The sequence below is a fragment of the Stenotrophomonas sp. YAU14D1_LEIMI4_1 genome, assembly GCF_003086815.1.
In the GTDB taxonomy this organism is placed as follows: domain Bacteria; phylum Pseudomonadota; class Gammaproteobacteria; order Xanthomonadales; family Xanthomonadaceae; genus Stenotrophomonas.
The window spans coordinates 2,545,239-2,570,263 of record NZ_CP025997.1 but is presented as its reverse complement, the minus strand read 5'-3'; the positions used below and the strand labels follow the sequence as shown (position 1 = coordinate 2,570,263).

Here is a 25,025-nt window from a genome sequence, read left to right as displayed (position 1 = left end):
GAGTGAGCGCGGGGCGCGGCTTGTTTTAGACATTCCGTACCACCTGGCTATCGATAAGCGCCAGCAGGCGTAGCGCCTCGGCATGCTTCTCAGGGCTGCCGGTCGGCCATTCGGGATTTGCGTGGCCGCGCTCCTGCCATTCCATCAGCTCAACGCATTCGCGGAACTGCCCCAGGTCCACGGCCTGCGCCGCCGCATCAGCACGGGCTGCGTTCCAGAACGGCTCCGCCCAATGACCGGCCGGCGGCGGCGTGTGGCCCTGCGCGCCGACCATCAACGTGCCGGCGATAACGTCGCACACGCGGGCGCGGATGCCTGCCGGATCGGCATTGAGCGAGTAAGGAAGGTCCACGGCCTGCGCGGGCGGGGCGGCGAGGGCGGCAGCCCCCATCGCGGCGTCGATCACGTCATCGATCAGGTCACCATCCGAGCAGGCCAGATGCTCAATAGCCTGCGGGCTCTGGTCGATGAAGTCGCGCAGCCAGCGATAGCGCGCGGCATCGCGCTGCTGCATCGCATCCACCTGACCGGCCGGGAAGGGCTGGGCGGCGAGGTGCGTTGCCAGCGCGCAGGCGAAGTCGGCAGCCAGACGCGTGGTGATGTAGGCGCGGAAGTCGTGGCGGCCCACTTGGTTGGCAAAGTACTCGGCAACGTAGGCGCGGGCGCCTTCGCTGGTGTCCAGATTGTGGCCGGTGGACCTCTTGTCGTTGCTCATGCCTGGATGTCCTTGCTGTTGGTGGAGCGCGCGCCGCGCGCCCTGACTTCGAGTTGTTCGGCCATGCCGAGGTAGTAGGCGTGCCGTTCCAGGCGGATCGATTCGGAGAACTGGAAGTGCCTCAGCGACTCTTCCGCCTGCACGCGCCAGGCGGCTGCCTCGCGCGCTGGGTCGTCATCGAAAATGTCCATCTGGACCGGCTTGGCCATGGATCAGTGCTTGTCGACGGCGCGATGGCGGCTGTAACCCATGCCTTCGATGGGGATTTCGCCCCAGGTGAGGGTTGCGCCGGGGATTGGCTCCGGCTTGGCTTCACGCCAGGGCTGCGTGGAGCCGGCCTTACGCCTCTCCTGCCACTCGGCCTTCGCCTTGTCGCGGTGGGGCTTCTGCATGCGTGCCAGGATCCGGCGCACGCAATGCTTGAGGTCTGTGGTCTGGACGACGATGCGCGGAGGCCGGTTGCCTTTGGCGGTCGTGTAGCCGGAGACGAAGCCGGCGACCTGCTCGCGGATCAGTTCGATGCGGGGCAGCTCGCCGTTTTCCTTCTTGGCGAACTCGGGTTCATGCTGGAAATCGACAACGACGGAATCGGTCATGGCGGATCTCTGAGGAATAGGTTGCCGGCTGTGTGGAAGTCCCGCCGGCGTGGGAGGCCGGTTGCGCCGGCCGGGCGGTTGCTCAGTGCGTGTCGTCAGCCGGCAGGGCCGGACGGCGACGGGCGGCGCTCTTGCGCTGCATCTCGGCGCGGAAGGCCGGCCAGCAGCGGCGGGTGTCCCGGATGCCAGACCCGCCGAAGTAGGCGATGCCGAATAGGCAGACGAGGACGAAGGAATCGGCGCCGGTGTAGATGGCGCGCGCAAGCAGCGCCATCAGGAGGCCGACGATCACGGCGCAGTAGAAGGGCAGGGCGAGGTGGCGCATTAGGCCTGGCTCCACGCGCGCTGCGGTTCACGGCGCAGCGACTTCTTCATGCGGCTGATGGCAGCAGCGGCACTGCCGCCGCGCAGGAAGTCGAGCCGTGCCAGGTCGGCGACGGTGTTGGCGAAGGCCGGGCGGTGACCGATGCGCAGTGCGGCGAGGCGGACGGCGTCGGCTACGGCGCGGCCGCGCTGCTGCGGGCCCACCAAGATGGCGACGGCGCTCATGCGGCCCCCTTGCCGCTCAGGGCGTCGGTGTACTGCTTGGCGGTAGTGCCGCCGATGCGCAGCGCCTGGGCGGCGCGCATCAACTCACGAGCCAGTTGGTCGGCCTCTGCCGCATCGACGTGGATGCGGGAACAGCCAACGGTGATGGTGATGACGCCCTGGTCGGGCATCGGCGCGGCGGAAGGGGTCAGGTCTTTGAAGGCGCCGAGGGACAGGCTGGCCATGTGTGATCTCCTGCGCCCGGCCCCGGGATGGGGCTGCGTTGGGCGACGACCGTAGATTAGGAGTGGCTAATCTAGGAGTCAATAGGAGTGGCTAATAAATTTCTGAACTCGGGACTCGTCCGCGCGGCGCATGCTACGGTGCCGCGTCAAAACTACAGGAGGGGATCTGCCATGGAGTGGGCTTTTACGGGGGTGACGCTGTTCCTAGGGCTGTTGGGCCTGGTCCTCACCGTGTTGTGGATCTTCGTTCCATTCGCAATCTTCGGGATCAAGCCGCTGCTGCAGGACATTCTTGCGGAGCTGCGCAGGGCCAACGCTATTGCAGAGGCCCGAACGCCCCCCGCACCTGGCCACGTGGCGCCGCAGACGGAAGGGGATGAGCCACAGGGCGCATTGGCGACCATCCGTGCCGCCGTCAGGCAGGCTGATCGGCCCTGAGGAGGGCCAAAAGCAGCTGCTGGAATCGCCGCCGGCTAATATTTTTATGAACGGATCTGGGCGGCTATCCCAGCAGCGAGTCTGCATGGGTGCCCGTAGAAGGGAACTTTCCCCCAAAGGTGCACGGCCAGGCCGCACGCTGGAGCCGTGGATTGGTAGCCAGTGGCAGCACCTGCTGACACGCCACTATCCAGTGATACTGCCGAGTTCACGTCCGGCGCAAAGGCCGGCTTCGTGGGGTGCTGACCGTCCACGTTTAACGTTAAACGGAAGGGCTTCTGCCCTCATTGGTGAGGGCTGGACATCCCCAGCGCGAAGATGAACGAGATTTCAGCTTCGCGCGCCGAATCTGGACCGGGCGCCGAATAGCGCGCTGTTCAGCAACCGATCGATGGACGATCTGCGCAAACTGAATGCTTAAAGATCATCGTGGAACTAGTGGGCCGACGGGCCTTCCCCGAGTTCTCGGACGGGATGCGAGACACCGAAAAGCATTGGCGCTATTGGCTTCACTAAAGTTTTACGGCCAAAGGCCGACAGTGTTTACGAGGGTAGAGTTGGTGTGACAGGTTTCACGGAACGCGACCAAACATGACTGCCAGTTTTGTGTCAACCAACAAGTTGTTGTTTTCGCGGAAGTGAAACCCTAAGATTACGCCAGAGGTCGCGTAGCCGAGGCTACTCTGGACTTCGCGGCCGCCTAGATAGGCGGTCTTTTGTTTGCTCATTGAAGAGCTACTGAGGAAATTCACATGTCTATTCGTGAAATCAAGATCCAAGTTCGTGGAGTCATAGAGCGAGATGGAGACTTGTTTCATGCGTACGCTCCTGACCTGAAGGGCGTGCATGCTTGCGGCTCAACTGCGGAAGAGGCTGCGAAGGGTCTTCATGAAGGGATCTCTTACTACTTCATGTCACTTGCGAAGCACAACGAGCCGATGCCAGTCGGCTTGATCACCCTTGATCGGGAGCATTCGAGCGATCTCGCGATGGCCTGGACGCTTTTGAAGGAACAGGTGAAGGAGCAGGTCCTTGGCTCCAAAAGGAAAAAGAAGTACATCGAAGAGGTCACTCTCCCCACTCGTGAGGGCGCTTTGGCGACGTGCTGATAAATGGGATATCCAGGGCCTGTATGGAAGCAGCTCAAGTCCCTCACCGCTGATGACTTAGAGCGTGCCCTAAAGAAAGACGGATGGCTGTGCGACATGGATGGGGGGTCCATGCGCATCTATGTCCATCCGGACGCGACGATCAAACCACGTCCGCGCGTGTCGATTCACTACCATCCTCACAAGACATACGGGCCGAAGATGCTCCAAGCTCTTCTGAGCGATATCGGATGGTCTGAAGATCAGATGCGTGATCTCAAGCTCATCAAGTGAAGAGCCCCGCTCAGGCGGGGCTTTTTCGTTGTCCCAACTTGGGACGCTAGGGTAGTTTCTTCGCCACTTAGAACTTCCGCAGACCTGCGTGGATCAACGCCTTTCCCAGGATGCTCATGTCGCCAGGATCCGGACGGTAGGCAGGGAAGTCGGTGTTGACGCTTACGACGTAGAGACCGTCGCCGCGTTTCTGCAGCATCTTGATCTGCGTCTCGCCACCGACGTTGATGAGGTAGTAATCGTCGCCGTCGAAGTAGTCGCAGCTGGTGTCGATCCAGACAATGTCGCCGTCTTCCAGCTTGGGCCGCATGGACGGGCCTCGACCGGTGATGATCTGGATCCTGCCAGGCTGGGGCAGGTAGCCGAGCTTCCGGCGGACCTCCCACTCTGCCACCTCGATGGTCTTTACTACCTCGGGGTAGTCCTGGTTGACGATCCCTACACCCATTCCTGCGCCCCCTTCAAACAAGTCGAAGCGAACATAGCCCGGAGGCGTCTCAGAGGGAGCGACCCACTCGACGGGCTCAGCGCCGGAGAGCATCTGCCCCTTGCCCGTGGCCAGCCAGGTCTGGTCTACGCCTAGGGCCTTAGCCGCGGCGAGCAGGTTCTCCCCGCGCAGGAACTTTGATTTGCCGCTGAACCATCCATTGACGCTGGGTGCGGAGATTCCTACCCGCCTGGCGAGCTCGGCTTTAGTGATCTGGGCGTGCGCGATGGCAGCCGCCAAACGTTCGGCAAGAGTAGTCATTAGGAAAGGCTAACTGCATTTGAGTTAGGACTGGCTATTGACTGGGTCATTAGCTAGTCCTAATCTTGCCGATATGGACAACCTTACCGCTTCCGAGATCATCGATCGCCTGGGTGGAACCACCGAGGTGGCCCGCCTCTGTCGGATCAAGCCGCCGTCCGTGAGCGAGTGGCGCGCGACAGGCATTCCGCCCGCGCGACGGCAGTTCCTGGAACTGCTGAGGCCCGACGCGTTCGGCGCAGCTGGCCCGGCGCGAAGCCAAGTGGTCGCCGAAACCCGCGCGCTGGTGGACAGCCGCATGAACAAGCGCTCGCTGCGCGCCCGGTTGGGCCTGAGCAACGACAAGCACCTGGCGAAGGTGCTGGGCCTGCCGGTGGAGCAGGTCAGCGGCTGGGCTGACGAAGACATGGTTCCGGCATTGCCGCAGGTAATGAAGCTGCTGGGGCATACCGAGCAGGACGCCCCGGCCACCCGGATCAACGACGACCCCGACGCGGACCGCATTGGCCCGGTCGATACCGCCTGAAAGGCCATCCCTGGCCGTCGTCCCTGAGTTGTCTCTGTCCATGGCGCCCATCGTGCGCCGCCCGGGCCCAGCCCGAAACCCTGAAATGCCGTACCTCCCAAGGTGACCCGATGACCTGCCGCACCTCACCCCTCAATTGGCTCGATGCCCTCTACAACTCCGTGCGCGAGACGCCGGGCGGCGTTGAAGCCGCAGCTGCCTTCCTGGCCCAGCGCCGGGGCAAGTCGATGCACCCGGAAACGCTGCGCGCCAAGCTGCGCGGGCTGGAGGGTGAATCGGTGACGCTCCAGATCGCGGAGCTGCTGACCGAGTGGATGCAGGAGCAGACCGGCGGCAGTGAGCGCGCGCTGGTCTGGCTGCAATCGCTGGTGGCCCGCTTCGGCATGGCCGCCGACGTGGTGCCGCCGGCGCCGGAGGGCGGCTGGTCCGACGAGATCGGCGCCATCCAGATGAAGCTGCTGGAGATCACCAGCCGCGTGGGGAAGTTGTCCGGCACGGCCGTGGACGCGATCGCTGATTCGACCATCACGAACGCCGAAGCCGAGCAGATGATCGCGGAGATCCGCGCGCTGCGCACGATGGCCAACCGCCTGGAGCGCAACGTGGCGCGCGCTGCGGCGAAGGGGAGGGCGGTGCGATGAGCCATCTGGCCCGTTCCAACGATCCCAACAGCAGCCACGCGGCTGCGGCGGAGCTTATCTCCACCGGCAAGCTGCTGGACCAGCAGACGCGCGCTGCAGCGGCAGTGCATCGCCACCCTGGGCAGAGCAGCCTGCATCTGGCCGCGCTGACTGGCCTTGACCGCCACATGCTCGGCCGTCGCCTGCCGGAGCTGGCCCGCCAAGGGAAGATCTGGCGCGGCCCTGCAGCGCCGTGTGCCACGACGGGCAAGAGCGCCTGCACGTGGTTCCCGGTAGCCCCGGGCGAAAACCTGTCGCTGGGGCTCTGACATGTCGACCATCATCATGTCGCAGTGCTGGCCGCTGCAGGGCCTGAGCGTCACGCAGAAGGCGGTGCTGATCTCGCTGGCCGACCAGGCGAACGACGACGGCGTGTGCTGGCCGGCAGTTGGCACCATCGCAGCGCGCTGCTGCATGTCCCCGCGCGCTGTGCGCACCGCCATGGATCATCTGGAGGTCGTTGGCCTGCTGACCCGCGACCGCAGGTTCAACAGCAGCACGGTCTACAACGTCACCCCGGCCAAGTTCGACAAGGACGCTGCACCGTCGAAGGGCGCTCGCAAGGCTGGTAAATCGGGTGCTGCACCGGGCGCAGGCGCTGCGCCCCATGCAGGGGGTGCGCCCGCTGCAGGTGGGGATGCGCCCGCTGCAGGAGGGGATGCACCGGGCGCAGGTCTGGAGGTGCGCCCCGTGCCGCCTAACCGTCATATAACCACCAATGAACCGTCAGAAGAACCGTCATCTCCGGCGGGCCTGTCGGCCGCGCCGCTGACGAAGGCGGAGCAGGAAGAGCAGATGCAGCTGGCCTGCAAGGCGACGTGGTCCGCCTACCGGGCTGCCTACCGCATCCGCCACGGTGTGGACCCCGTCCGCAACGCGAAGGTCAACACCAACGTTCGGGATCTGGTGAAACGGCTGGGCCGCGAAGAGGCGCCGCTGGTGGCCGGCTGGTTCCTGAGCGTCAACGAGCATTACGCCGTGAAGCGCATGCACGACCTTGGCGTTCTGCTGGCCGGCGCCGAGGCGTACCGCACGCAGTGGGCGACGGGGCGGCAGGTGACCGACACCAGCGCCCACCAGCAGGATCAGACGCAGGCCAATGCCAACGCGGCCAACGACGCCAAGGCGCTGCTGCGCCGTTTGAAGGGGAACGCCGATGCTCAGTGATGCCGAGCAGGACACGCTGGTCGAAATGCTGGTGGCCACGGCCGAGGTGATGGGCGAGCAGATCCGTCCGACCGCTGCGGCGTACATGGTCACCGACCTGGCGACGTACCCCCTGCGCGTGCTGGCCGAGGCGCTGACCGCGTGCCGCCGCGAGGTAAAGGGCCGGCTGAGCCTGGCCGCGATCATGGAGCGCATCGACGACGGCCATCCGGCCCCGAACGAAGCGTGGGCCGTGGCCATCCGCGCTACTGACGAGGCGGTGACCCTGGTGTGGACCGAGCAGACCCGGGACGCATGGACGGCGGCGCTGCCGCTGGTCGAGGAGGGCGACAAGATCGCAGCCCGGCAGGCGTTCCTGGAGGTGTATGCCCGGTTGGTGAAGTGCGCGCGCGCTGTGGGTGGCTGCGCCGTCTACCAGCCGTCGCTGGGTCACGATGCCAGCGCCCGGGCCGCAGCGCTGCAGCTGGCGGTCGACGCCGGTCGCCTTGCGCATCAGCAGGTGGCCGAGCACTTGGCACTGCCGGCGCCCACGCCCGCGTTCAACCCGCTGGCGCTGCTGGCCGGCCGAGTGGAGGCCAGCCCGGAAGCGAACGAGCGCACCCGGAAGCGGCTTGCAGAGATCGCCGAGCTGTTCGGTTCCGCTCAGGACGCCGCGGCATGAGGCAGGACCACGTCGAACTGGAAGTGCGGCCGGCGTCGGAGCCGGTAGCCGAGGCCGGCTGGTATCTGGCCTATGGCTACGGGATCAAGCCGCTGGTGCTGTACGCGACCCGTGGGATGACCGTGTGGCGCGACGGCATGCGCCAGATCCCGATCACCCGCTATGCCGGCCCCGTGCCGGAGCTGCGCTGATGTGGTCGAAAGCCCCGCCGCCGACCAAGGAAGAAGCGGCCCGGATCGAGCTGGCGAAGACCGGCCCCTGCATGGCCTGTCTGGTGCGGTACTCGCAGGGCCTGATGGCGCAGCGCTACGTGGTCTACGGCTGCGAATACAACCACGCCAAGTCGGGAAACATCCGGCGCGGCCACTTCTACGGGTACGCGCTGTGCCAATGGCATCACCAGCGCTACCGCCGCGAATGGATGACCCAGCAGCAGATGGTGGACCGATGGGGGCCGCCCCTGCATTGGTCCAAGAAGTTCCATGACGCATTCGGCTCAGACGACGAGCTGATTGACCAGCAGACCTACATCAACGAACTGAGGGCAGCAGCATGAAAAACCGGAAGGCCCTAGCGCCGACGACCAACCCCCAGCGCACCCCGCGCGAGCGGCGGATGGATCACAACACCGTTTCCCGACCCAAGCGGGTGAAGGCCGCGCGGTCCGCCACGGGTCCGGCAATGACGGTGGACGAGTTCGTAGCGCAGGGCGGGGTGGTGCAGCGCCTGGCGGCCAGCTGGGAGCAGGCAGCATGATCGAGCTGGCAACGGCTGAGCACGAAACCGTCTGGGGGCGCAGTGAAGAACCGGCCGCGCGGGTGACTGCTGCAACCAGCGTTGCGCTCCGGCGGGTTATGTCGGGAAAAGAATGTTTTGAAGCAGTGGCAGTGCTTTGTGCCAGTTCTCAAGGCCAGCATCCACAAGCTTCAAAGCCAGGTGTTTGGTCGTCTCGCCCGGCAGCTCTCGGAGCTGATCAAGGTATCGCTTCTTTTCAGCCTGCGGGATCTCTGATTCCTGAATTTTCGACGCGATTAGAGACTTCAAGGTGTCCTCATGAAGCTTGATCGTAATCACTCCAAGAATCGCGGACAGGCCACCGTCGTCGGCAAGGAAATCGATTCCCTTTGCGGTAATGACCGCCCCAATGGGAGATGCCCTTCGGCCGTGATTGCCAGGGTAGACGCCATGGATCAGGCCGTGTTCGTGCAGGTAGGCAATGTTCACTCGCAGCCTGCGGTCATCACCGCGAAAGGGTTGCATGTCCGCTGCTGCGGGGTACGTGGCCGCCGCGCACTGAAGAATTTCTCGCTGAAAGCCGCGATCAAGCAGTTCTGCCATGTGGCCGTCTCCGGTAGTGATTGCGCTGGCTGGCTCTCCCAATGCTATCGGAAGGCGGGCGCCCACCGAAAAGGGAGGGCCTTTTACGGAACTGCCTTCATGGATGGCAGCAAGCCTTTCCACAGGGAATTCGGCAGCGACGCCGATCTCCTAGAGATGCTAGGCAACGGGGAGACTACATGAAGGAGCTAATCCTGCCGTGGCCGAGCAAGGACCTGTCGCCGAATGCCCGCGTGAACCGGTGGCGGAAGGCTGAGGCAACGGCCAATGCCCGCCGGACGGCCGCGATGCTTGCGTACAACGCGGGCTGGAAGGGCATGCAGCTGCCCGCCGGCCGTTTGTATCTCTGGATCGATTGCTACCAGGCGCCGGGCAAGAAACTGCCGGACGACGACAACATGGTCGGCCGCTGCAAGCCCTATAGGGACGGCATCGCGCAGATCCTGGGGATAGACGACGGACGCTTCCTGTCGCGGCCTTTCGTCCACGATGAACGCCGGCCGGGTGGCCAGGTTGTGATCCGCATCACGGGTGGGCCCGAGCCGGGCAGGTAGGTCGCGGGCTGTGCGACGGATGGGGAACAAGCTGGCTGGATGGACCTGACCCGCTATGACGACAAGGCGCTGGAGCTGCTGAGCGGCATCCAGCAGGAGATAGCCGAAATGCGATGGACCCGGGCGTGGACGGCACCGGGCCAACGCGGCAAGGCCGAGCAGGCGCTGCGCCGATCACGCGCGCTGCGCCGCGAAATCAACCGACGAGATCGATTAAGGGGGAAGGGATGAAAGACGCACGCGAGTTGCTGTCCAGCCGCACAGGCGCGAAGACGGTCAATTTTGAATCCAGCGGCGGTGGTGGAAAGCCCACCCTGACCAGCCAGGACGTTGCTGCTGCTTTGGCATATGTGCCAGCTGGGCTCGGGCGAGAGTTGCTTGAGGCTCTGTGGTGGCCCGAAAGCGGCGCAAGGCGGCGTGACGCGCTGCGCCAAGCCGTGATCGGGTTGGTTGCACCCGAGTTCACCAGGCAGATGCACCACCTGGCCACGGTGCGGACTGAGTTCGGCATCGCCAAGGCGTGCATGGGGTGGGGGGGCAACCAGGTGACGGACACGCAGCGTCGCGAGCTGCTGAGGACCGAACACGCGCTAGATGAGGCGCGCGCTGCGGCCTGGCCGAACAACACCATGGAGCAGCTTGGGGTGCTGGCCGGCGCGGTCATTGCGGAGATGGCCAGCTGTGGCTGCTGCAAGACCTGCGAAGGCACGCGTGTTCAGGCTGCGACGACGGGGAGCGGAGTCGTTGAATGCGAGGCGTGCGGCGGCATGGGGCTGGAGCAGCTCAGCGGCCGCAAGCGTGGGGCAGCGATCGGTGCCGACGACGCGGCGTATCGGCGGTTCTGGCGTCCGGTGTATGAGTGGATGCTGCAGCGCATGCGTAGTGCGGAGCATGTTGCTGCCGAGCAGTTCTCCCGGGCGCTGAATCGCGCTGCGTAGTGAGGACTTGCAGGGTCCGCAGAATGGCGGGCAAATTGATCACCATTCAAACGCAAGCCCCGGCCCAGCCGGGGCTTTGCTTTTTTGGGTGAAGCCCTCTGATCAGTGACTTGCCCAAGTGCTGTAGATGTACCAGCCAATAAGCCATAGGCCGGATCCGAATCCGAGTGCGACGGTTGGTATGAGGACCAGCAGCCAAGCCCTGTGTGCGCGGCGATTGAAGTCCAGCAAGGACGCCTTGAACTGCGCTACGCCTGCAGGTGTGGGATTCTCATTGAGGCGTTGGTTCGCTAGTTGAACCGCGAATCCCCTGCGTACTGACATGTAGACCTCATAGCCGATGTAGCAGAGCAAGGAAAGTAGGAAAAGAGTGCCGATCCACGCGTGATGTGGCTGGGGTATCACCTGAGCGGACTTTCCCCAGAACGTTAGAAAGCCGGCGTAGCCAGCCGCAATGATCAGCTTGGTGTAGGTCTCATTGGCTGATCGTTCCTTGTCCATCGCCTTGTTGAGCGCCTCGGCCTCCTTCTCCGACTCTACGGTTCGCTGATGGTTCTGCAGGCCCTCAAGGCCCTTTTCTAGAGTCGCTAAACGGCGCTGAGTAAGTTGTTCGGTGTATCGGGCTTCCGGCGATTGATTCATATACCCCCCAGGTGGTTTGTTCGCTGATTATGCGCACGTCGCCGCCAAATACTGGAATTGAGGACACACCCAATGGCTGAGATCACTCGCCAAGAGGCTGGCGGCATGAACGTTGTGGCTTTCCTCGACATGCTGGCCTGGTCCGAGGGGACCGATAATGGTAAGCAGCCGACGAAGAACCGTGGCTATGACGTGATCGTCGGCGGCCAGCGGTTCAGGAGCTACGCCGATCACCCGCGAGTGCTGGTGGACCTGCCCAAGCTCAAGATCCAGTCAACTGCCGCAGGTCGCTATCAGCTGCTGCGCAGGTACTACGATGCGTACCGGAAGACGTTGGGCCTGAATGACTTCTCCCCACTGAGCCAGGACAAGATCGCGCTCCAGCAGATCCGGGAGCGCCGCGCGCTGCCCCTGATCCAAGCCGGCAAGATCACGGAGGCCATCAAGGCGGTCAGCAACATCTGGGCGAGCCTGCCCGGCGCTGGCTATGGTCAGCACGAACACAAGCTTGCCGACCTGTTGGCCGTTTACCGAAAGGCCGGCGGGGCGGTGGCGCCGTGACTGAGCCCGTGAGCACCCTAAAAACCATAGTCGGAACGTTCACCGCGGCAGTGGTCGCGCCAGCGACGGCCGACGCACTGCGCGAGGCCGAGCGAATCATTCTTGGCGTTCCGCAGTCGGTGCTGCTGGTCGCTATGGCAGGGGCGCTGATTGGCGTCCTTCTACTGCCCGAGAAGGACGCCGAGCGCGTGGCAGCTGATGCCACCCGCCGGGCCGGCCATCGCCTTCTGCAGACCGCCGCGCGCTGGGCGGCCCTGGCCGTGGCGGTCGTGGCCTACGCCATCGTGGCCGCATGGGTCATAGCCGTTGCCGCATCCATCTGGCCGTCACTGGCTGGCGCCCCACAGCTGCCGTTGGCCGGATTGTCCGGCGTCCTGATCCGCCGGCTGTTGCCCGGCTACGTGCGCATGGTGGAGAGGGCGACCGGCGCCATCGGAGGCGAGAAGCCATGAGCGAGATGATCCGATTCCTGCACGAGCTGTGGGCGCTGGTGGTCGGCGCCGCTGCCGACGCGCTGCGCTGGCTGAGAAAGCCTGGCAGCAAGGTCAAGTTGGTGTGCGCGGTGTTGGCTTTCAGCTGCATGGTGTCCGGCCTGACCGCATGGGAGAAAGAGCAGAAGATCCGGGACCTGAGCGCCCAGGTCATCAAGGTACAGGCCGACTGGAAAGCGGATGCTGCCCGGCTGCAGTCTGATGTGGACACGCGCGATCAGCGACTGGCCGAGGTGGCCATTGCCCTCCGGGCGGAGGCCGAGAAGCTGGAAGCCCTCAAGGCAGAGAGCGCGGCAGCCCTTCAGGAGTTGGCCGGAAAGATCGAGGCGTCCGAGAAGGAGGCATCTACCTGGCGCGGTCGCTATGAAACGCGGCCGGATACGTGCAAGGCCGCGCTGGAGCTGCTCGATTCCGCCTGCCCAGCACTGAAGGGGTACTGATATGCGCGTCATCGTCGTCTTGACCGCAGCGCTGCTGGCCGGGTGCCAGGCGGCGCCTACCAAGCCGAATCCGCCGCCGGCGACGGTAATAGCTGTTCCGGTGGCAACGTACGTTCCCATCGATCCCCAGTTGCGCAAGCGGTGCAAGTGGGTACGGGACGCCGCTCCATCGGCCGTGTTCGACGTGAGCAATGGCCGGAAGCGTTGCCTCTTGCAGTACGAAGCGCAGCTGGACGCCATCGATCAGATCGAAGGCAACCCGGTGCCAGGTGGAAGTGATGGCCGATAACCGTCTGGATCGCCTGTTGGCGTTGGTCGAGAGACAGCACGCGATCATCGAGGAACAGGGCAAGCAGATTAGCCAACAGTCCGAAAGCATCGCGCTGCTGACACAGTCAGTGGCCATGCTACTGGGCGAGGAATTTGGCACACCGGTCTCTGATGATGCAAAGCCAGAGCGGCGTGCGGATCTGGACGGGAATACCTACTGATGCCCGTCCGACCGCCGAAGCATCGACCACACGGGCGGGCGGGAGCGGCGTACGCACCTCCCGCTAGAGACCGACAGGCTGATCGTGCATTGCCAACGAACTCAACCCCTTGGCTTCGACTGCGAGCGAAGGTGCTGGCCGCATCGCCGCTGTGTGTGAGCTGCCAGGCGCTGGGGCGAATCAAGCCGGCCACCCACGTCGATCACGTCGATGGTGATAGCCGGAACAACGAGTTGACCAACCTCCAAGGCCTATGCGCGCAATGCCACAACGCTAAGACGGCGCGCGAGGACGGCGGATTCGGCAATCGGCGGCGGAAGCCTGTCGTTCCAAAAACGGAACGAAATATAACGAAAAATTAATAGTTCGTGGTGGGGGAGGGGCAAAAGTTCAGTCGCCTCCCGCTTCGATACGTGCGCCCCCCTGTTTTTTTCCACCGTCAGTTGGGAAAAACCATTTTTTGAGGTGCAGCCGTTGCGCTGCTGGAACGAGCCATGGGCAATCCCCGCAAACCGACATCGCTAAAGGTGGTGGCGGGGACTGATCGTCCGGACCGCGACGCACCGCTGGCAGTGGATCTTCCGCTGGTATCTGATGTGCCGCTGGCACCGGACTGGCTACCGAACGCCCACGCCATCAAAGAGTGGGATAGGCTCGCGCCAATCCTTCATGCCAACAAGCTGCTCACCGAAGCCGGCCTGTCGGCGCTCGGGCAGCTGTGTGCGCTGCACGGGAATACAGTGCAGATGTATGCCGCCGGCCTGGCGCCCGTCGCTTCCATGGTGTCGCAGCTGCGCGGCCTTATGAATGACTTCGGCCTGACGCCAGTTGCCCAGGGCAAGGTCCGGCCAGCTGGAGATTCTGCGAAGCAAGGCAACGCCTTCGCGAACAACGGCCAGAAGCGGAAGAGTCGTGCGTGACTATGTCGGCATCGCCAAGGCCTACGCAGAGAAGGCGATAGCCGACAAGAAAGGAAAACGGTTCGGAAAGCTGATCCGCCAGGCGGCAAAGCGCTTCCTGACTGACCTCAAGCGGGCAAGCAGGAAGCGACCGCCCTTCCTGTTTGACGAGTGGCATGCATGCGACCCATGCGACTTCATCGAGAAGTTGCCTCACGTTGAGGGTAAGTGGGCACGCCCCGAGATCGAGCTGCACGAATCCCACGTCTTCTTCGTGGTTCAGCTCTTCGGCTTCCGCAACCATGACGGAAGCCGGCGCTTTACATCTGCGCTTTTCGCTGTGGCCAGAAAGAACGCAAAGTCAACGCTGGCCGCTGCGATCCTGCTTTACTGCCAATGCTGTGAGGAAGAGGAAGGCGCGCAGATCATCTCCGCGGCGACCACCGGCAGCCAGGCGCGAATCATCTTCAACGTCGCCAAGCGCATGACAGAGAAGACGCCGGATCTGCAGGAGGCATTCGGATTGGCCTGCTGGGCCAATGCGATCAGTCGGGTGGAGACGGGAGCGACCTTCAAGCCCATCAACGCCAAGGCAAGCACGCAAGACGGCCTCAACCCGTCCCATGTTGGGCTGGACGAGATCCATGCGCATAAGTCAGCCGACCTCCTGAACGTCCTTACATCGGCTGCCGGCGCACGCAGCAGCCCTCTCTGGCTGTACACCACTACGGAGGGGTACACCAACCCAGGCCCTTGGGGTGAGCTGCGGCAGTTCGCCAAACAGGTGTTGGCGGGAATTCTGGGTGATAGTGCCGACCACTTTCTGGTGGTCTTCTATGCTGTCGATGAGGACGATGACGAATTTGACGAGGGCGCTTGGCAGAAGGCCAACCCTCTGATGGACGCAAATCCGCACCTGATAAAGGCGATCCGAAAGGAGGCTGTTGAGGCGCGGCAGATGCCGTCCAAGCTTGCTGAGTTCAAGATCAAGCGGCTCAACAGGCCGGCTTCTTCGGCCACTGGCTGGGTGGACCTGACCAAGTGGCAGAGGTGCGGCGGGCATGTGGATCTGGCTTGGCTCGAAGGTCACCCATGCTGGGGGGCGCTCGACCTTGCGAGTACCACTGACCTGACGTCTTGGCGCCTGGTATGGAAGGTGGAGGGCGTGTACTTCACCTGGGGCCGTAGGTTCGTCCCCGAGGACGCCGTGCGCGTGCGAACGGAGCGAGGGGTTGTGCCCTATGCCGGCTGGGTAGCCGCAGGCCTGATCGAAGTGACGCCTGGCGAAGTCACCGACTACGAGGTGGTTGAGGCGCGGATGCGCCAGGATATTGAACTTTTCAAGCCAGCGGCTGTCGCCTATGACCGATGGAATGCCCAAGAAATCAGCCAGCGCCTTCTGGCCGATGGAATCCCGCTGGTCGAGTTCAACCAGACCACGAAGAACTATCACCCGGCGATGCAGGAGCTTGAGCGGCTCTACATCAAAAAGGCCATCCAGCATGGAAACGATCCCGTGCTGAATTGGTGCGCGTCCAACCTGTTGGTGGTGAAAGACGGGAATCTCAATCAGAAGCCCGACAAGAAACGCTCGCCCGACAAGATCGACGACATGGTTTCGCTGCTTATGGCGATTGGCCTCTCCATTACCCCTGAAGAAGACGACGGCGACCTGGACGGCTTCTTCTCAAATCCAATCGTGGTGTGAAAATGACGAAGGACGCAAAGCAGAGAGGGCCCGGAAAGATCAAGTCCTCGGTCCTGCGCTGGCTCGGCGTGCCCATAGGCCTAACCGATGAGGCCTTCTGGGCCGCCTGGTCCGGCGGTGGCTCCAGCGCAGGAAAGGCCGTGAATCAACGCACGGTGCTTCAACTGTCTGCCGCCATGGCATGCGTGAGGCTGCTTGCACAGGTTATTGCAACTCTTCCGGTTGGGTTCTTCGAACGGAAGCCAGATGGAACGCGGGTGTCTGCCAACAGGCATCCGCTTTACGAGATCCTGCACAACCAGCCGAATGCTGATATGACGGCCGTGCAGTTCTGGGAAGTCGTGATGGTCAGCTTGCTCCTGTGGGGCAACGCGTACGCAGAGAAGACCGTCAGCTCAGGACGCCTGGTCAACCTAGAGTTCCTGCAGCCGCAGAGAATGGCTGTGAGGCGGCTTCCAACGGGGGAGCTTGAGTATCGGTACTCCGGCGCCGATGGGCGCCAGCGAGTGATCCCCGAAGAGCGAATGTGGCACATCCGTGGGTTCAGCACGGACGGGACGATGGGGATATCTTCCATCCAAGCCGGCGCCCACGTGTTCGGTGCGGCCATGGCCGCAGACGAGGCCTCATCGAAGGTGTTTGCCAACGGGATGAGTGTGGGCGGCGTGCTGACCACCGACCAAATCCTGACCGACAAGAACAGGACCACTTTCCGCGAGAACATGAAGGCCGAGTTTGCAGGCGCCATGAACGCCGGCAAGACGATGTTGCTTGAGGCGGGAATGAAGTATCAGCAGGTCCCGATGAACCCGGAGGACGCGCAGCTTCTGGCCACCCGTTCCTTCAACGTGGAAGAAATCTGCCGCTGGTTTGGCGTGCCTCCCTTCATGGTTGGCCACGCCGAAAAGTCCACCAGCTGGGGCACCGGCATCGAGCAGCAGATGATCGGCTTCCTGACCTTCTCCCTGGCGCCATGGTTGCGGCGGATCGAGCAGTCGATCCGGAAGGACTTGATGGCGCCCGCTGAGCGGGCCAGGTACTTCGCCGAGTTCGCAGTGGAAGGACTCTTGCGCGCCGACAGTGCAGCCCGCGCGTCCTTCTACAGCACGATGGTCCAGAACGGGATCTATTCCCGCGATGATTGCCGAGAGCGGGAGAACTTGCCTCGCAAGGGCGGCAAGGCCGCCGAACTGACAGTGCAGTCCAATCTTCTGCCCATCGACATGCTGGGCTCTAACACCGGTGACCAGCAGGCCCGTTCGGCGCTGGTGGCCTGGCTGCAATCTGACGATGGGAAAACGACATGAATCGAAAAAATGCGGCCCTGAAGATCAGGGACTTCGACCTCTCCGTGAAGGCCGTCAGCGATGACGGCCTTTTCTCTGGGTACGGTTCGGTGTTCGGGACGGTCGATTCCTACCGTGAGGTGGTCGCGCCCGGGGCGTTCAGCGAGAGCCTGGCAGAGATCAAAGCCAAGGGCCGGCCGGTGCCGGTCCTGTGGCAGCACCGCAGCGGTGAGCCCATCGGGGTTTACACCAGCCTGGTGGAGGATGCACACGGCCTGAAGGTTGAGGGCCAGCTCATCATCGACGGTGTGGCCCGCGCCAAGGAGGCGCACGCGCTGATGAAGGCCGGCGCCGTGTCAGGTCTGTCCATCGGCTACTACGTCCGTGAGGACAGCTGGGATGAGAAGGAGCGCGTACGCACGCTCAAGAAGGTTGAGCTGGTGGAAATCAGCTTGGTCACCTTTCCGGCGAACGACGATGCCCGCATCGACGCCATCAAGTCGAAGCTGGCGCATGGCTCCCTGCCGACCATGCCTGAATTTGAGCAGATCCTGCGTGAGGCAGGGTTCTCGAAAAGCCAATCCGCGGTGATCGCCAACCGCGGATTGAAGCATCTGCTGGACCGGAGCGAGTCCGGGAGCAAGGCGATTGAAGAAAACACGACCGTCCCTGTTCTGGGGCGGCTGACCCTCCCGACTTTCTGAGGTACAACTATGTCCCGCTACACCGCACTGGCCAGCTCGATTGGCCGCGAAATGAAGAATGCCCAGCACCTGGACGACACGCTGGATCTGAAGGGCCTCATCAGCCAGCTGAACGAGCGTGACAACGAGATCAAGCTGTTCGCCGAGAAGGCGAGCAACGAGATCAGGGAGCATGGCAAGGTCCTGGACGACACCAAGGGCGCGCTGGACCTGCTCTCCAAGGGGGGCATCGAGATCAATGCCCGCCTGCTGGAAGTGGAACAGAAGCTGGCGCGCCGCTTCTCGGCCAACGATCCCGTTGACCTCAAGAGCATCGGCGAGCAGTTCACCGAGCACGAAGGCTTCACCGACCTGGTTGCCAAGGGTCGTGGCATCGCCCGGATGAACCTGAAGGCGGTGACCTCGATCACCAGCGCAACCACGGGCACCGGCGGCGTCGGCGCGGCCATCCAGCCGACGCGGGTTCCCGGCATCGTCGCAGGTCCGGATCGCCCCTTCACCATTCGCGACCTCATCATGCCGGGCCGCACGGGCTCCAACGCAATCGAGTTCGTGCAGGAATCGGGCTTCCAGAACATGGCGGCCCCGGTGGCAGAAACTGCCATGAAGCCGCAGTCCGACCTGTCGTTCGAGCTGAAGACCACCACGGTCAAGACCTTGGCCCACTGGTTCCTGGCCTCCAAGCAGGTTCTGGCCGACGTGCCGCTGCTGCAGAGCTACATCAACGGCCGTGCAATCTACGGCCTGAAGTACGTGGAAGAAGAGCAGCTGCTGGCAGGCGATGGCACCGGGCAGAATCTGCTCGGCCTGATTCCGCAGGCAACCGCGTTCAATGAAACCCTGCGTAAGGCCGGCGATACCAAGATCGATATCCTGCGCCGTGCCATCCTGCAGGTCCGTGTTGCCGAGTACCGTGCCAGTGGTATCGCCCTGAACCCGGTGGACTGGGCAGACATCGAGCTGCAGAAGGATGAGCAGGGCCGCTACATCTGGGTGAACGTCGTGGAAGGCGGTCAGCCCCGCATGTGGAAGCTGCCCGTGGTGGACTCCACCGCGGTGCCGGAGGGCGAATTCCTGGTGGGTGCCTTCGATATCGCGGCCCAGGTGTTCGACCGCGAGGACGCAGCTGTCGAGGTTTCGACGGAGGACGGCGACAACTTCCGCAAGAACATGGTGACCATCCGCGCGGAAGAGCGCGTGGGCCTGGCCGTGTATCGGCCGGAGTCGTTCGTGCACGGGTCGTTCGAGGGCCCGTAAGGCTCATCACCGTTGATATGGAGCGGCGGGCTTCGAGCCCGCCGCTGGAGGACCAACATGGGATTCATCGCATTGAAGGGGTTCAATGACCCCAACGCCGAAGGTGGATATCAGAAGCGCGGCAAGCCCTGGAGCGGCCCGGAACAGCGAGCGAAGGATCTGCAGAATCTTGGCCTGATCGGCCACGCTGATGCGGGTGGCAAGTCGGCTCCGCTGCCGTCCAACAAGATGGCCCAACCGGCGTCCAACAAGGTGACGCAGACCGCCCAGGTCGCTGGCGCGGCCCTGGTGCGTCAGAAGGCCGAGAAGGTCACTACTGCCCTGGCGGGGGTGAGCGATCGCGCCACGCTGGAAGCTGCCCATGCGGCCGAGAGCGCCAAGGGCGCCAAGGCCCGTGAAGCGGTCCTGGCTGCCATCGACACCGCACTGGCCGCTCTGCCCGCAACGCAGGAGTGAGCCATGCTCATCGAACTGGCTGAGGCAAAGCAAAGCCTGCCGGTGATCCACGACGCCGACGACGCCCTCATTACCGGGCACATTGAGGCGGCGCAGGACTACATCGAGCAGTACATCGGTCGGTCGGTGCCCTGGATGGATGGATCGGAGCCGCCTGCAGCGGCTCCGATCCCGCCTGCGATCAAGCAGGCGGCCCATCTTCTCGTCGGCGATTACTACTTCAAGAAGGACGAAAGCGATCTGGCTGTCCGCCGATTGTTGAATCCTTATCGCCTGTCCTGGGGGGTGTGATGGCCGGCAAGTACATGCACCGGGTCACCTTGCAAGTGGAGGAACGGGTGCGCCTTCCCCTCGGCGGCGACCGAACGTCCTGGGTGGATTGGAAGATCGACGTTCCGGCCGAAGTAGTGCCACTGTCCGGCCGAGAGTTCACCGCGGCCACGGCGGAACACGGCCAGGTCAGTGCGCGTATCGAGGTGCCATTCCTGCCCGGCGTGGTCAATACCATGCGGCTGCTCTTCGACGGCCAGATTTACGCCATTCGTGCGGTGCTCCCTGACCCCACCGCGCGCCGCCATCTCAACCTCATGGTCGATGCAGGGATCTCCGATGGCTGAGCATCTGCAAATCAGCGGGCTCGACGGCCTGCTGGCTTCGCTCAAATTGTTGCCCGTCGAGCTGCAGGGGAAGCCATTGCAGGCGGCCATGCGTCGCGGCGGTAACGTGATCCGAGATGCCGCGCGTGCCCGCGTGCGGCGGGCTAGTGGCTATCTGGCACAGCAGATCGTGGTGCGCCGCGCGAACGCTAGGAACCGGAACAGAGCTGGCGTTGGCCCCGGCGGGGAGTACTTCACCGTCGGCGTGAAGACCGGTAAGCGGGTGAAGTACGCGAACACCAAACGGAACCGGCGCCAGCGGCGCGTCGGCAAATCCTACGTGCAGGCGGGGTGGGCCTATTACTGGCGATACCTGGAGTTTGGGACCAGAAAGATGGCTGCAAAGCCGTTCCTTACCCCGGCAGCGGAGGCTAAGGGAGCAGAGGCGGCGCAGCTGATTATCGATCAGACCCGGGCGGCCATCGACAAGGTGATGCGGGCAAAGGGGTGGCGTTGATGGTTCCTTTGATTCAGTCATTGCTGCAGGGCGATTCCGAGGTAAGGCGGGTGCTGGGCGATCCCATCCGTGTTTACCCCAGTACGGCCCCGCAGGACACGGAGCTGCCCTACGCCACGTGGCAGGCGGTCGGTGGGTCACCGCTCGGCGTGCTGTCTGAGCGTCCGCCCGCTGACGGCTGGCGCGTGCGGATTGCCGTATGGGGTGGGGACAGCGGCCAGGCCAACGAGGCTGCGCTGGCGGTCCGCGATGCCATTGAGGCCGTGGGCAGCATCGAGAGCTTCAATCCACCGCCGGATGACGACGACACCGGCGCCTTCGGCATCTCCTTCGACGTGCGCCTGCTGCAGATTCGTTAGCGATGCAGGTCACCTTCTATCCGCCGGCGCGAGCCGGCTTTTTCTTGCCCGGCACCGGGCCCCAAGCAGAGGTAGACCATGGGACAGGTTCTCAAGTCCAAGCACACCCAGCTGTTCATTGCCATCGGAGCGGCCGAGGTCATCAAGGTGACCCGCGTGCGCTCCGTCGGCTTCCCCGATGGCCAGGCGTCGGAGATCGATATCTCCGACTTCGATGACGACTGGGATCAGTTCGTCGCCGGCCGCAAGGCCACCGGCAGCACCACCATCGAGGTCATCTATGACTCGGAGGATTCCGAAGCGCTGGAAGAACTGCACCGCAGCGGCGCGGTCGTGAACTTCCTGGTGACGGCGCCGGCGTCGGAGACGGCCGGCGTTGCCAAGCCGGTCGCGGTGGATGGGGTCATCACGCCGCCCACCACCGTGGTCAGCAAGCAGTTCAACGGTTTCGTGCAGAACTTCGCCGTGACCGTGGCGGACAACGACGTCTGGAAGGCGACGCTGACCATCCGTGGTTCCGGTGCCGTCACCACGCACCGCCCGGACTGACCGGCACAACGGCGCTCTCTCGCTTGGCCCGCGGAAGCGGGCCACTCTCTTTGGCAGGGCGCGCGGATCCTCCGCGTGTTAGCCGTGCGCGGCCCGCGCGCCCTGCCGCCATATCTGGAAACGGCCAATGAGCAAGACCAACGAAACCAACGAAGCCCAGCCGCTGGAGCCGGTGAGCATCCTGCAGGCTTTCACTAACGCCGGCATGTTCGCGGCCAAGGATGTGCAGCCGGATACCATCGAGCTGCCGGATGGCAGAAAGGCGCAGTTCTACGTGCGCTCGCTGCCTGACACCGAGTTTCGCGACCTGTACGCCATGGGCGACCGCTCCAAGCTGATCGCAGCCACGATCTGCGACGCGGAGGGAAAGCGCGTGATGACCCCGAAGCAGGCCGGCGAGCTGAAACCCAAGGTGGCGGCCAGCCTGCAATCCATCGCGCTCAAGCACGCCGGCTTCGGCAGTGATGCCGTCGCCCTGCTGGAAGAAGCGGGAAACGAATAAGGAAGCGCGGCGAGGATTGGTTTTGGCACGTCCTCGCCGGGCACCTGCATCGTACGGTGGCAGAGCTTCGCGCCACCATGTCTCGGCGGGAGTTCCTGTGGTGGTGGGAGTTCCACAAGCGAAACCCCATCGACCCGGTGAGCATCCACCAGAAGCCAGCTGCGCTGATCGCGTACGTCACTGCTGCGCACAGCCAGGGCGGCACCAAGCGCAACATGCAGCACTTCCTGGACACGTTGGTGCCACGATCCGACGAGGACGAGGCAAACGACTGGTTCGAATCACTCGGATGACCCATGGCCGATACCTTCGGGCGCTTTGCCGCGCTTCCAATTGGCCCTCTGCTCGCGGCCCGCGACGGAGGGCTCACCCTGGCAACTACTGCGGCTGCCGATACGAACCGCTGCGCTCGCTCCGACTTCGCACTGGCCGACGGCCTTGTGGGGGTCGAGTTCGCGCTGTGGGGCGATGACGACCTGGCGGCAGTGGTCGGCTTCGTGACCGCCGCGGCCCCGCTGGATGAATCGCCTGGTTCCAATGGCGATGGCATCGGCTGGGAGCTGGCTACCGGGAGGCTGGTGCAGGGCATTGGCGCCATCGCCACCGGACTGCCGGCGGTAGCCCACGGCGATATCGTGGGCCTGCGCGTTGCCTTCGGCAGCCCCTCGCGGCTGAACCTGTACCTCAATGGCGTCCTGATCCACCAGCGCGACCTCCTGCTGGCCGGCCCACTGCATTTCGCTGCGGGTCTGGCTGCATCCAAGGCTGGCGGATTGTGTCTGGCCGTCAACGCGGGGCAGTGGGCCGCGCGTAGCGAGGCGGCGCTGGCCGGCTGGAAGCTCGATGCCAGCAACTCGGCCCAGGCGCCACTGAGGTTGGCCGACGCTGACTGGCTCAGCGCGCCTGGCGACAGCCCGGCCAACGCTCGATACGAAGGCCTTGTCGCCGAGGGCGTCAGCCTGGTGCAGGAGCTGAGCTTCTGGCCCTGGGGCGGCGATCCAGTTTCGCAGACGGCGGCCGCGCAGTGCTTGGTGGCCGACGCCGACGGGGTGCTGGACGCATTGGCACTTTCCGGTGGTTCGGGCGAGTCTGTCCGCATCATGATGGTGGACGAGTCCGCCATGCTGTCCGACGCGGAACCTGCGTTCCGCTGCGCAATCGATCAGATAGAGATCAACGACGACGGGAGCAAGACCCTGCACCTGCGGGACGCACACGACTACTTGAGCCAGACGCTGAACCGTGGCGTATTCCTGCCCAATATCGAGTCCCTTGCCTGGAAGCCCCAGCCCGTCGTGATCGGCGCGGTGGCCAGCGTGCCGGCCGCCGGCGGCAACTCGGATGCGACGGCGATGTTTCTGGCCGACGTGCCGGTGTTCGTCGAATCGGTCATGGACCGCGGCGACCTGATGGAGCCGGGCACGTTCAGCAGCTCGCCGGACGGGCAGCAGCTGCTGATGAAGTCGCCACCGGTGACCCCGGTGGTAGCCGACCTTTCGAGTATCGGACCCGGCATGGCGCCTGCAACGCTGACCGCTGCCGTCGCTGATGTGATGGGTAGGTTGGGGCAGGGCGCATGGTCTGCGGCCGACTGCGGGGCTGTGGACGCGGCCACCGGCTATGCGGGCGTTGGGTACTACGCTGGCACCTCGATCACCGGCCGGGATGCGTTGAACGCGATCCTGCCCAGCTTCGGGGTGGGGTGCTACCAAGACGCGGCCGGCATCCTTCGATTCGTCCAGGTCGTTGCGCCGGAATCGTTCACTGGGCCGATGGCGTTTGAACTGTCCGAAGCCGATATGGCCAGCGACCTGGTGGGGGTGCCGGACGAGGCGCCGAACCTTACCCGCCGCATGGCCTACCGGCCGAACGCGCAGGCGTTGGGTGCGTCCGACCTGGTGACGGACGTGATTGACGTTCCCCAGGCCCGCCGCGACGAACTGACGGCGCTGTACCGGGGCCAGGTGTACGCGGCTGGGCCGTTGGACCCGCACTACCGCCGGGCCGATGCGGCAGACCCGGTGATCTCGCTGTTCTGGCATGCGGCCGACGCCCAGGGGGAGATCGACCGGGTGGTGGCGATATACCAGCGGCAGCGTTTCTTCTACCAGGTGACCGTGCGAGGCGACCAGCAGCTGGCACCGCTCCCCGGGCAAGTCGGGCGGCTGACCTACGGGCGCTACGGCCTGGCCGATGGCAAGCCGGTGCTGGTGCGGCGCGTGGAGCGCAACCCTGCCACGGGTGATGTGGTGCTGACGGTGTGGGGGTAAGGGCGTGCTTATTGGATTTGGAATGCCGGCGGTGGAAACGGCCACCCTAACCGGTGGCACCTGGATGACCGCCGATCAGGGCAGTGCGCTTTTCGACGGAAAGCCCGCACGCGCCTCCCGTGTGAGACGCACGGGCGATCTCGCAATCACCATCACGCTTGCCCAAGCCATCGTGCCTGGGATCATCGCAGTGTTGGGCCTGAGCGTGCCGGCGGGAGTCGAGGTCCGCGCTGCTGGCGCAAGGGCTACGACGGTCAAGCTTCCGGACGGCAGCGTGTGCACGTGGCTCTTTCCGCCTCCAAGTGTGCCGCTGGCGGTGGTGTCGGTCGAGATCGACACCACCGCCGTCAACGTGGATATCGGCGAGATCGCCATCTTCCGATCAGTCGATGTGGGTATCAGCGATGGCTGGGGTGTCGTCACCATCGACACCAGCGCCCACACCCGCACCAAGGGGGCGCAGCTCAACACGGTCGTCGGCGCCACGTATCGCCGCCTGACCTGCAACCTGTCGGGCCGGCCAACCGAGCTTGTGCGCGGCGGCGGCCTGGCCGGCGGCGTGGACTGGGAAACGATTGCTGCCGCCATGGCTGGGCGCCGGCGGTCCTGTCTGGTGCCGCAGTTCAGGGATATCGCATCGAAGGTGTTCGACCCCGCGCTGGCGGCCAGGTCGGCGATGTATGGATATCCCACCCAGCTGCCGAGCGCGGAGAACATCAGCCGCAACTACTTCACCGGCTCGCTGGAGTACGAGGAAGTCCCGGCCTGACCCAGCCGTAGA

General features: G+C 64.1%; 43 protein-coding genes. 34 read left to right on the top strand and 9 right to left on the bottom strand.

The genetic code is table 11. The features are described 5' to 3' along the window. Nucleotides 1-25: 25 nt before the first annotated feature. From C1932_RS12055 to C1932_RS12030, 6 genes are all read right to left on the bottom strand, one after another. Nucleotides 26-715 (bottom strand): hypothetical protein, encoded by a 690-nt coding sequence (locus C1932_RS12055; protein WP_108762344.1) that lies wholly within the window; start codon nt 713-715, stop codon nt 26-28. Then, complete coding sequence (locus C1932_RS12050; RefSeq protein WP_108762343.1) at nt 712-924, bottom strand: hypothetical protein; 213 nt, start codon at nt 922-924, stop codon at nt 712-714. Before C1932_RS12050 ends, C1932_RS12055 begins: the two co-directional genes overlap by 4 nt. Before the next feature lie 3 nt (nt 925-927). Continuing rightward, nucleotides 928-1,311 (bottom strand): hypothetical protein, encoded by a 384-nt coding sequence (locus C1932_RS12045; RefSeq protein ID WP_108762342.1) that lies wholly within the window; start codon nt 1,309-1,311, stop codon nt 928-930. Nucleotides 1,312-1,393: 82 nt separating this feature from the next. Then, nucleotides 1,394-1,636, bottom strand: coding sequence for a hypothetical protein (locus tag C1932_RS12040; protein ID WP_108762341.1), 243 nt, complete (start codon nt 1,634-1,636; stop codon nt 1,394-1,396). Continuing rightward, nucleotides 1,636-1,860: a hypothetical protein gene (locus C1932_RS12035; RefSeq protein ID WP_108762340.1), complete on the bottom strand. Its 225-nt coding sequence runs from the start codon at nt 1,858-1,860 to the stop codon at nt 1,636-1,638. The genes C1932_RS12040 and C1932_RS12035 overlap by 1 nt, the downstream gene beginning before the upstream one ends. Continuing rightward, nucleotides 1,857-2,084 (bottom strand): hypothetical protein, encoded by a 228-nt coding sequence (locus C1932_RS12030; RefSeq protein ID WP_108762339.1) that lies wholly within the window; start codon nt 2,082-2,084, stop codon nt 1,857-1,859. Before C1932_RS12030 ends, C1932_RS12035 begins: the two co-directional genes overlap by 4 nt. Nucleotides 2,085-2,255: 171 nt before the next feature. Here C1932_RS12030 and C1932_RS12025 point away from each other — a divergent pair, with 171 nt between their 5' ends. From C1932_RS12025 to C1932_RS20130, 3 genes are all read left to right on the top strand, one after another. After that, nucleotides 2,256-2,522, top strand: coding sequence for a hypothetical protein (locus C1932_RS12025; protein WP_108762338.1), 267 nt, complete (start codon nt 2,256-2,258; stop codon nt 2,520-2,522). A 752-nt stretch (nt 2,523-3,274) separates the two neighbouring features. Next, nucleotides 3,275-3,631, top strand: a complete 357-nt coding sequence (locus tag C1932_RS12020) for a type II toxin-antitoxin system HicB family antitoxin (protein WP_108762337.1) — start codon at nt 3,275-3,277, stop codon at nt 3,629-3,631. A 3-nt stretch (nt 3,632-3,634) separates the two neighbouring features. Further along, on the top strand, nt 3,635-3,904 hold the full coding sequence (locus C1932_RS20130) for a type II toxin-antitoxin system HicA family toxin (RefSeq protein ID WP_108762336.1): 270 nt from the start codon (nt 3,635-3,637) through the stop codon (nt 3,902-3,904). A 67-nt stretch (nt 3,905-3,971) separates the two neighbouring features. Here the strand turns inward: C1932_RS20130 and C1932_RS12010 are convergent, their stop codons facing one another. Then, a complete protein-coding gene (locus C1932_RS12010) occupies nt 3,972-4,652 on the bottom strand; it encodes a S24 family peptidase (RefSeq protein WP_108762335.1) in 681 nt (226 codons plus the stop codon). Nucleotides 4,653-4,725: 73 nt separating this feature from the next. On the opposite strand from C1932_RS12010, the gene C1932_RS19930 reads away from it, so the two are divergent. The 8 genes from C1932_RS19930 to C1932_RS11970 all read left to right on the top strand — a co-directional run bounded on the left by C1932_RS19930 (nt 4,726) and on the right by C1932_RS11970 (nt 8,442). Next, nucleotides 4,726-5,178, top strand: a complete 453-nt coding sequence (locus C1932_RS19930) for a hypothetical protein (RefSeq protein ID WP_199911961.1) — start codon at nt 4,726-4,728, stop codon at nt 5,176-5,178. Between the two features lie 110 nt (nt 5,179-5,288). Beyond that, nucleotides 5,289-5,819, top strand: a complete 531-nt coding sequence (locus C1932_RS12000; protein WP_108762334.1) for a phage regulatory CII family protein — start codon at nt 5,289-5,291, stop codon at nt 5,817-5,819. Beyond that, on the top strand, nt 5,816-6,127 hold the full coding sequence (locus C1932_RS11995) for a winged helix-turn-helix domain-containing protein (protein WP_108762333.1): 312 nt from the start codon (nt 5,816-5,818) through the stop codon (nt 6,125-6,127). Before C1932_RS12000 ends, C1932_RS11995 begins: the two co-directional genes overlap by 4 nt. Before the next feature lies 1 nt (nt 6,128). Next, on the top strand, nt 6,129-7,025 hold the full coding sequence (locus C1932_RS11990; protein WP_108762332.1) for a helix-turn-helix domain-containing protein: 897 nt from the start codon (nt 6,129-6,131) through the stop codon (nt 7,023-7,025). After that, a complete protein-coding gene (locus tag C1932_RS11985) occupies nt 7,015-7,686 on the top strand; it encodes a hypothetical protein (RefSeq protein ID WP_108762331.1) in 672 nt (223 codons plus the stop codon). Before C1932_RS11990 ends, C1932_RS11985 begins: the two co-directional genes overlap by 11 nt. Next, nucleotides 7,683-7,877 carry a hypothetical protein gene (locus C1932_RS11980; RefSeq protein WP_108762330.1) on the top strand — a complete coding sequence of 65 codons (195 nt, stop codon included), beginning with the start codon at nt 7,683-7,685 and terminating at the stop codon, nt 7,875-7,877. The genes C1932_RS11985 and C1932_RS11980 overlap by 4 nt, the downstream gene beginning before the upstream one ends. Further along, nucleotides 7,877-8,242, top strand: a complete 366-nt coding sequence (locus C1932_RS11975; RefSeq protein ID WP_108762329.1) for a Ref family recombination enhancement nuclease — start codon at nt 7,877-7,879, stop codon at nt 8,240-8,242. Before C1932_RS11980 ends, C1932_RS11975 begins: the two co-directional genes overlap by 1 nt. Nucleotides 8,243-8,301: 59 nt before the next feature. Further along, entirely contained in the window at nt 8,302-8,442 is a 141-nt protein-coding gene (locus C1932_RS11970) for a hypothetical protein (protein WP_159094545.1), read from the top strand. A gap of 96 nt (nt 8,443-8,538) precedes the next feature. Here C1932_RS11970 and C1932_RS11965 read toward each other — a convergent pair whose 3' ends face one another. After that, complete coding sequence (locus C1932_RS11965; RefSeq protein WP_108762327.1) at nt 8,539-9,024, bottom strand: hypothetical protein; 486 nt, start codon at nt 9,022-9,024, stop codon at nt 8,539-8,541. Nucleotides 9,025-9,203: 179 nt separating this feature from the next. Between C1932_RS11965 and C1932_RS11960 the strand changes: the two genes are divergently transcribed. Genes C1932_RS11960 through C1932_RS11950 form a run of 3 tightly spaced genes read left to right on the top strand, consistent with a single transcriptional unit; the run spans nt 9,204 to nt 10,516 of the window. Next, nucleotides 9,204-9,578: a hypothetical protein gene (locus C1932_RS11960; protein WP_108762326.1), complete on the top strand. Its 375-nt coding sequence runs from the start codon at nt 9,204-9,206 to the stop codon at nt 9,576-9,578. Nucleotides 9,579-9,617: 39 nt separating this feature from the next. Next, entirely contained in the window at nt 9,618-9,809 is a 192-nt protein-coding gene (locus C1932_RS11955) for a hypothetical protein (RefSeq protein ID WP_108762325.1), read from the top strand. Beyond that, entirely contained in the window at nt 9,806-10,516 is a 711-nt protein-coding gene (locus tag C1932_RS11950; protein ID WP_108762324.1) for a hypothetical protein, read from the top strand. The genes C1932_RS11955 and C1932_RS11950 overlap by 4 nt, the downstream gene beginning before the upstream one ends. 102 nt (nt 10,517-10,618) lie before the next feature. On the opposite strand, the gene C1932_RS11945 is transcribed toward C1932_RS11950, so the two are convergent. Continuing rightward, on the bottom strand, nt 10,619-11,158 hold the full coding sequence (locus tag C1932_RS11945) for a hypothetical protein (RefSeq protein ID WP_108762323.1): 540 nt from the start codon (nt 11,156-11,158) through the stop codon (nt 10,619-10,621). Between the two features lie 72 nt (nt 11,159-11,230). Between C1932_RS11945 and C1932_RS11940 the strand changes: the two genes are divergently transcribed. From C1932_RS11940 to C1932_RS11840, 20 genes are all read left to right on the top strand, one after another. Next, a complete protein-coding gene (locus C1932_RS11940; RefSeq protein ID WP_108762322.1) occupies nt 11,231-11,719 on the top strand; it encodes a glycoside hydrolase family 104 protein in 489 nt (162 codons plus the stop codon). Nucleotides 11,720-11,727: 8 nt separating this feature from the next. Next, nucleotides 11,728-12,171 carry a hypothetical protein gene (locus tag C1932_RS11935; RefSeq protein ID WP_234412125.1) on the top strand — a complete coding sequence of 148 codons (444 nt, stop codon included), beginning with the start codon at nt 11,728-11,730 and terminating at the stop codon, nt 12,169-12,171. Beyond that, entirely contained in the window at nt 12,168-12,650 is a 483-nt protein-coding gene (locus C1932_RS11930) for a hypothetical protein (protein ID WP_108762320.1), read from the top strand. Before C1932_RS11935 ends, C1932_RS11930 begins: the two co-directional genes overlap by 4 nt. 1 nt (nt 12,651) lies before the next feature. Continuing rightward, complete coding sequence (locus C1932_RS11925; protein ID WP_108762319.1) at nt 12,652-12,939, top strand: hypothetical protein; 288 nt, start codon at nt 12,652-12,654, stop codon at nt 12,937-12,939. Further along, entirely contained in the window at nt 12,929-13,141 is a 213-nt protein-coding gene (locus C1932_RS11920; protein WP_108762318.1) for a hypothetical protein, read from the top strand. The genes C1932_RS11925 and C1932_RS11920 overlap by 11 nt, the downstream gene beginning before the upstream one ends. Nucleotides 13,142-13,635: 494 nt before the next feature. Next, nucleotides 13,636-14,061 (top strand): hypothetical protein, encoded by a 426-nt coding sequence (locus C1932_RS11910; RefSeq protein ID WP_108762316.1) that lies wholly within the window; start codon nt 13,636-13,638, stop codon nt 14,059-14,061. Further along, entirely contained in the window at nt 14,054-15,748 is a 1,695-nt protein-coding gene (locus C1932_RS11905) for a terminase TerL endonuclease subunit (protein WP_108762315.1), read from the top strand. The genes C1932_RS11910 and C1932_RS11905 overlap by 8 nt, the downstream gene beginning before the upstream one ends. 2 nt (nt 15,749-15,750) lie before the next feature. Further along, entirely contained in the window at nt 15,751-17,055 is a 1,305-nt protein-coding gene (locus C1932_RS11900; RefSeq protein ID WP_108762314.1) for a phage portal protein, read from the top strand. After that, on the top strand, nt 17,052-17,738 hold the full coding sequence (locus tag C1932_RS11895; protein WP_108762313.1) for an HK97 family phage prohead protease: 687 nt from the start codon (nt 17,052-17,054) through the stop codon (nt 17,736-17,738). Before C1932_RS11900 ends, C1932_RS11895 begins: the two co-directional genes overlap by 4 nt. Before the next feature lie 9 nt (nt 17,739-17,747). Further along, the gene (locus tag C1932_RS11890; RefSeq protein ID WP_108762312.1) at nt 17,748-18,995 is read left to right on the top strand and encodes a phage major capsid protein; all 1,248 of its coding nucleotides are present in this window, start codon (nt 17,748-17,750) and stop codon (nt 18,993-18,995) included. Nucleotides 18,996-19,052: 57 nt separating this feature from the next. After that, a complete protein-coding gene (locus C1932_RS11885) occupies nt 19,053-19,451 on the top strand; it encodes a hypothetical protein (RefSeq protein ID WP_108762311.1) in 399 nt (132 codons plus the stop codon). Between the two features lie 3 nt (nt 19,452-19,454). Continuing rightward, on the top strand, nt 19,455-19,742 hold the full coding sequence (locus tag C1932_RS11880; RefSeq protein ID WP_108762310.1) for a head-tail connector protein: 288 nt from the start codon (nt 19,455-19,457) through the stop codon (nt 19,740-19,742). Next, nucleotides 19,742-20,068: a phage head closure protein gene (locus C1932_RS11875; protein WP_108762309.1), complete on the top strand. Its 327-nt coding sequence runs from the start codon at nt 19,742-19,744 to the stop codon at nt 20,066-20,068. Before C1932_RS11880 ends, C1932_RS11875 begins: the two co-directional genes overlap by 1 nt. Then, nucleotides 20,061-20,564, top strand: a complete 504-nt coding sequence (locus C1932_RS11870; RefSeq protein WP_108762308.1) for an HK97-gp10 family putative phage morphogenesis protein — start codon at nt 20,061-20,063, stop codon at nt 20,562-20,564. The genes C1932_RS11875 and C1932_RS11870 overlap by 8 nt, the downstream gene beginning before the upstream one ends. Beyond that, nucleotides 20,564-20,923 carry a DUF3168 domain-containing protein gene (locus C1932_RS11865; protein WP_234412124.1) on the top strand — a complete coding sequence of 120 codons (360 nt, stop codon included), beginning with the start codon at nt 20,564-20,566 and terminating at the stop codon, nt 20,921-20,923. The genes C1932_RS11870 and C1932_RS11865 overlap by 1 nt, the downstream gene beginning before the upstream one ends. A gap of 78 nt (nt 20,924-21,001) precedes the next feature. Next, on the top strand, nt 21,002-21,472 hold the full coding sequence (locus tag C1932_RS11860; protein ID WP_108762306.1) for a hypothetical protein: 471 nt from the start codon (nt 21,002-21,004) through the stop codon (nt 21,470-21,472). A 127-nt stretch (nt 21,473-21,599) separates the two neighbouring features. Beyond that, nucleotides 21,600-21,974, top strand: a complete 375-nt coding sequence (locus tag C1932_RS11855) for a hypothetical protein (protein WP_108762305.1) — start codon at nt 21,600-21,602, stop codon at nt 21,972-21,974. A gap of 56 nt (nt 21,975-22,030) precedes the next feature. Further along, complete coding sequence (locus C1932_RS11850) at nt 22,031-22,267, top strand: hypothetical protein (RefSeq protein WP_234412123.1); 237 nt, start codon at nt 22,031-22,033, stop codon at nt 22,265-22,267. A 3-nt stretch (nt 22,268-22,270) separates the two neighbouring features. After that, nucleotides 22,271-24,244, top strand: a complete 1,974-nt coding sequence (locus C1932_RS11845) for a hypothetical protein (protein WP_108762304.1) — start codon at nt 22,271-22,273, stop codon at nt 24,242-24,244. Nucleotides 24,245-24,308: 64 nt separating this feature from the next. Then, nucleotides 24,309-25,013 carry a hypothetical protein gene (locus C1932_RS11840; protein ID WP_234412122.1) on the top strand — a complete coding sequence of 235 codons (705 nt, stop codon included), beginning with the start codon at nt 24,309-24,311 and terminating at the stop codon, nt 25,011-25,013. Nucleotides 25,014-25,025 lie beyond the last annotated feature (12 nt).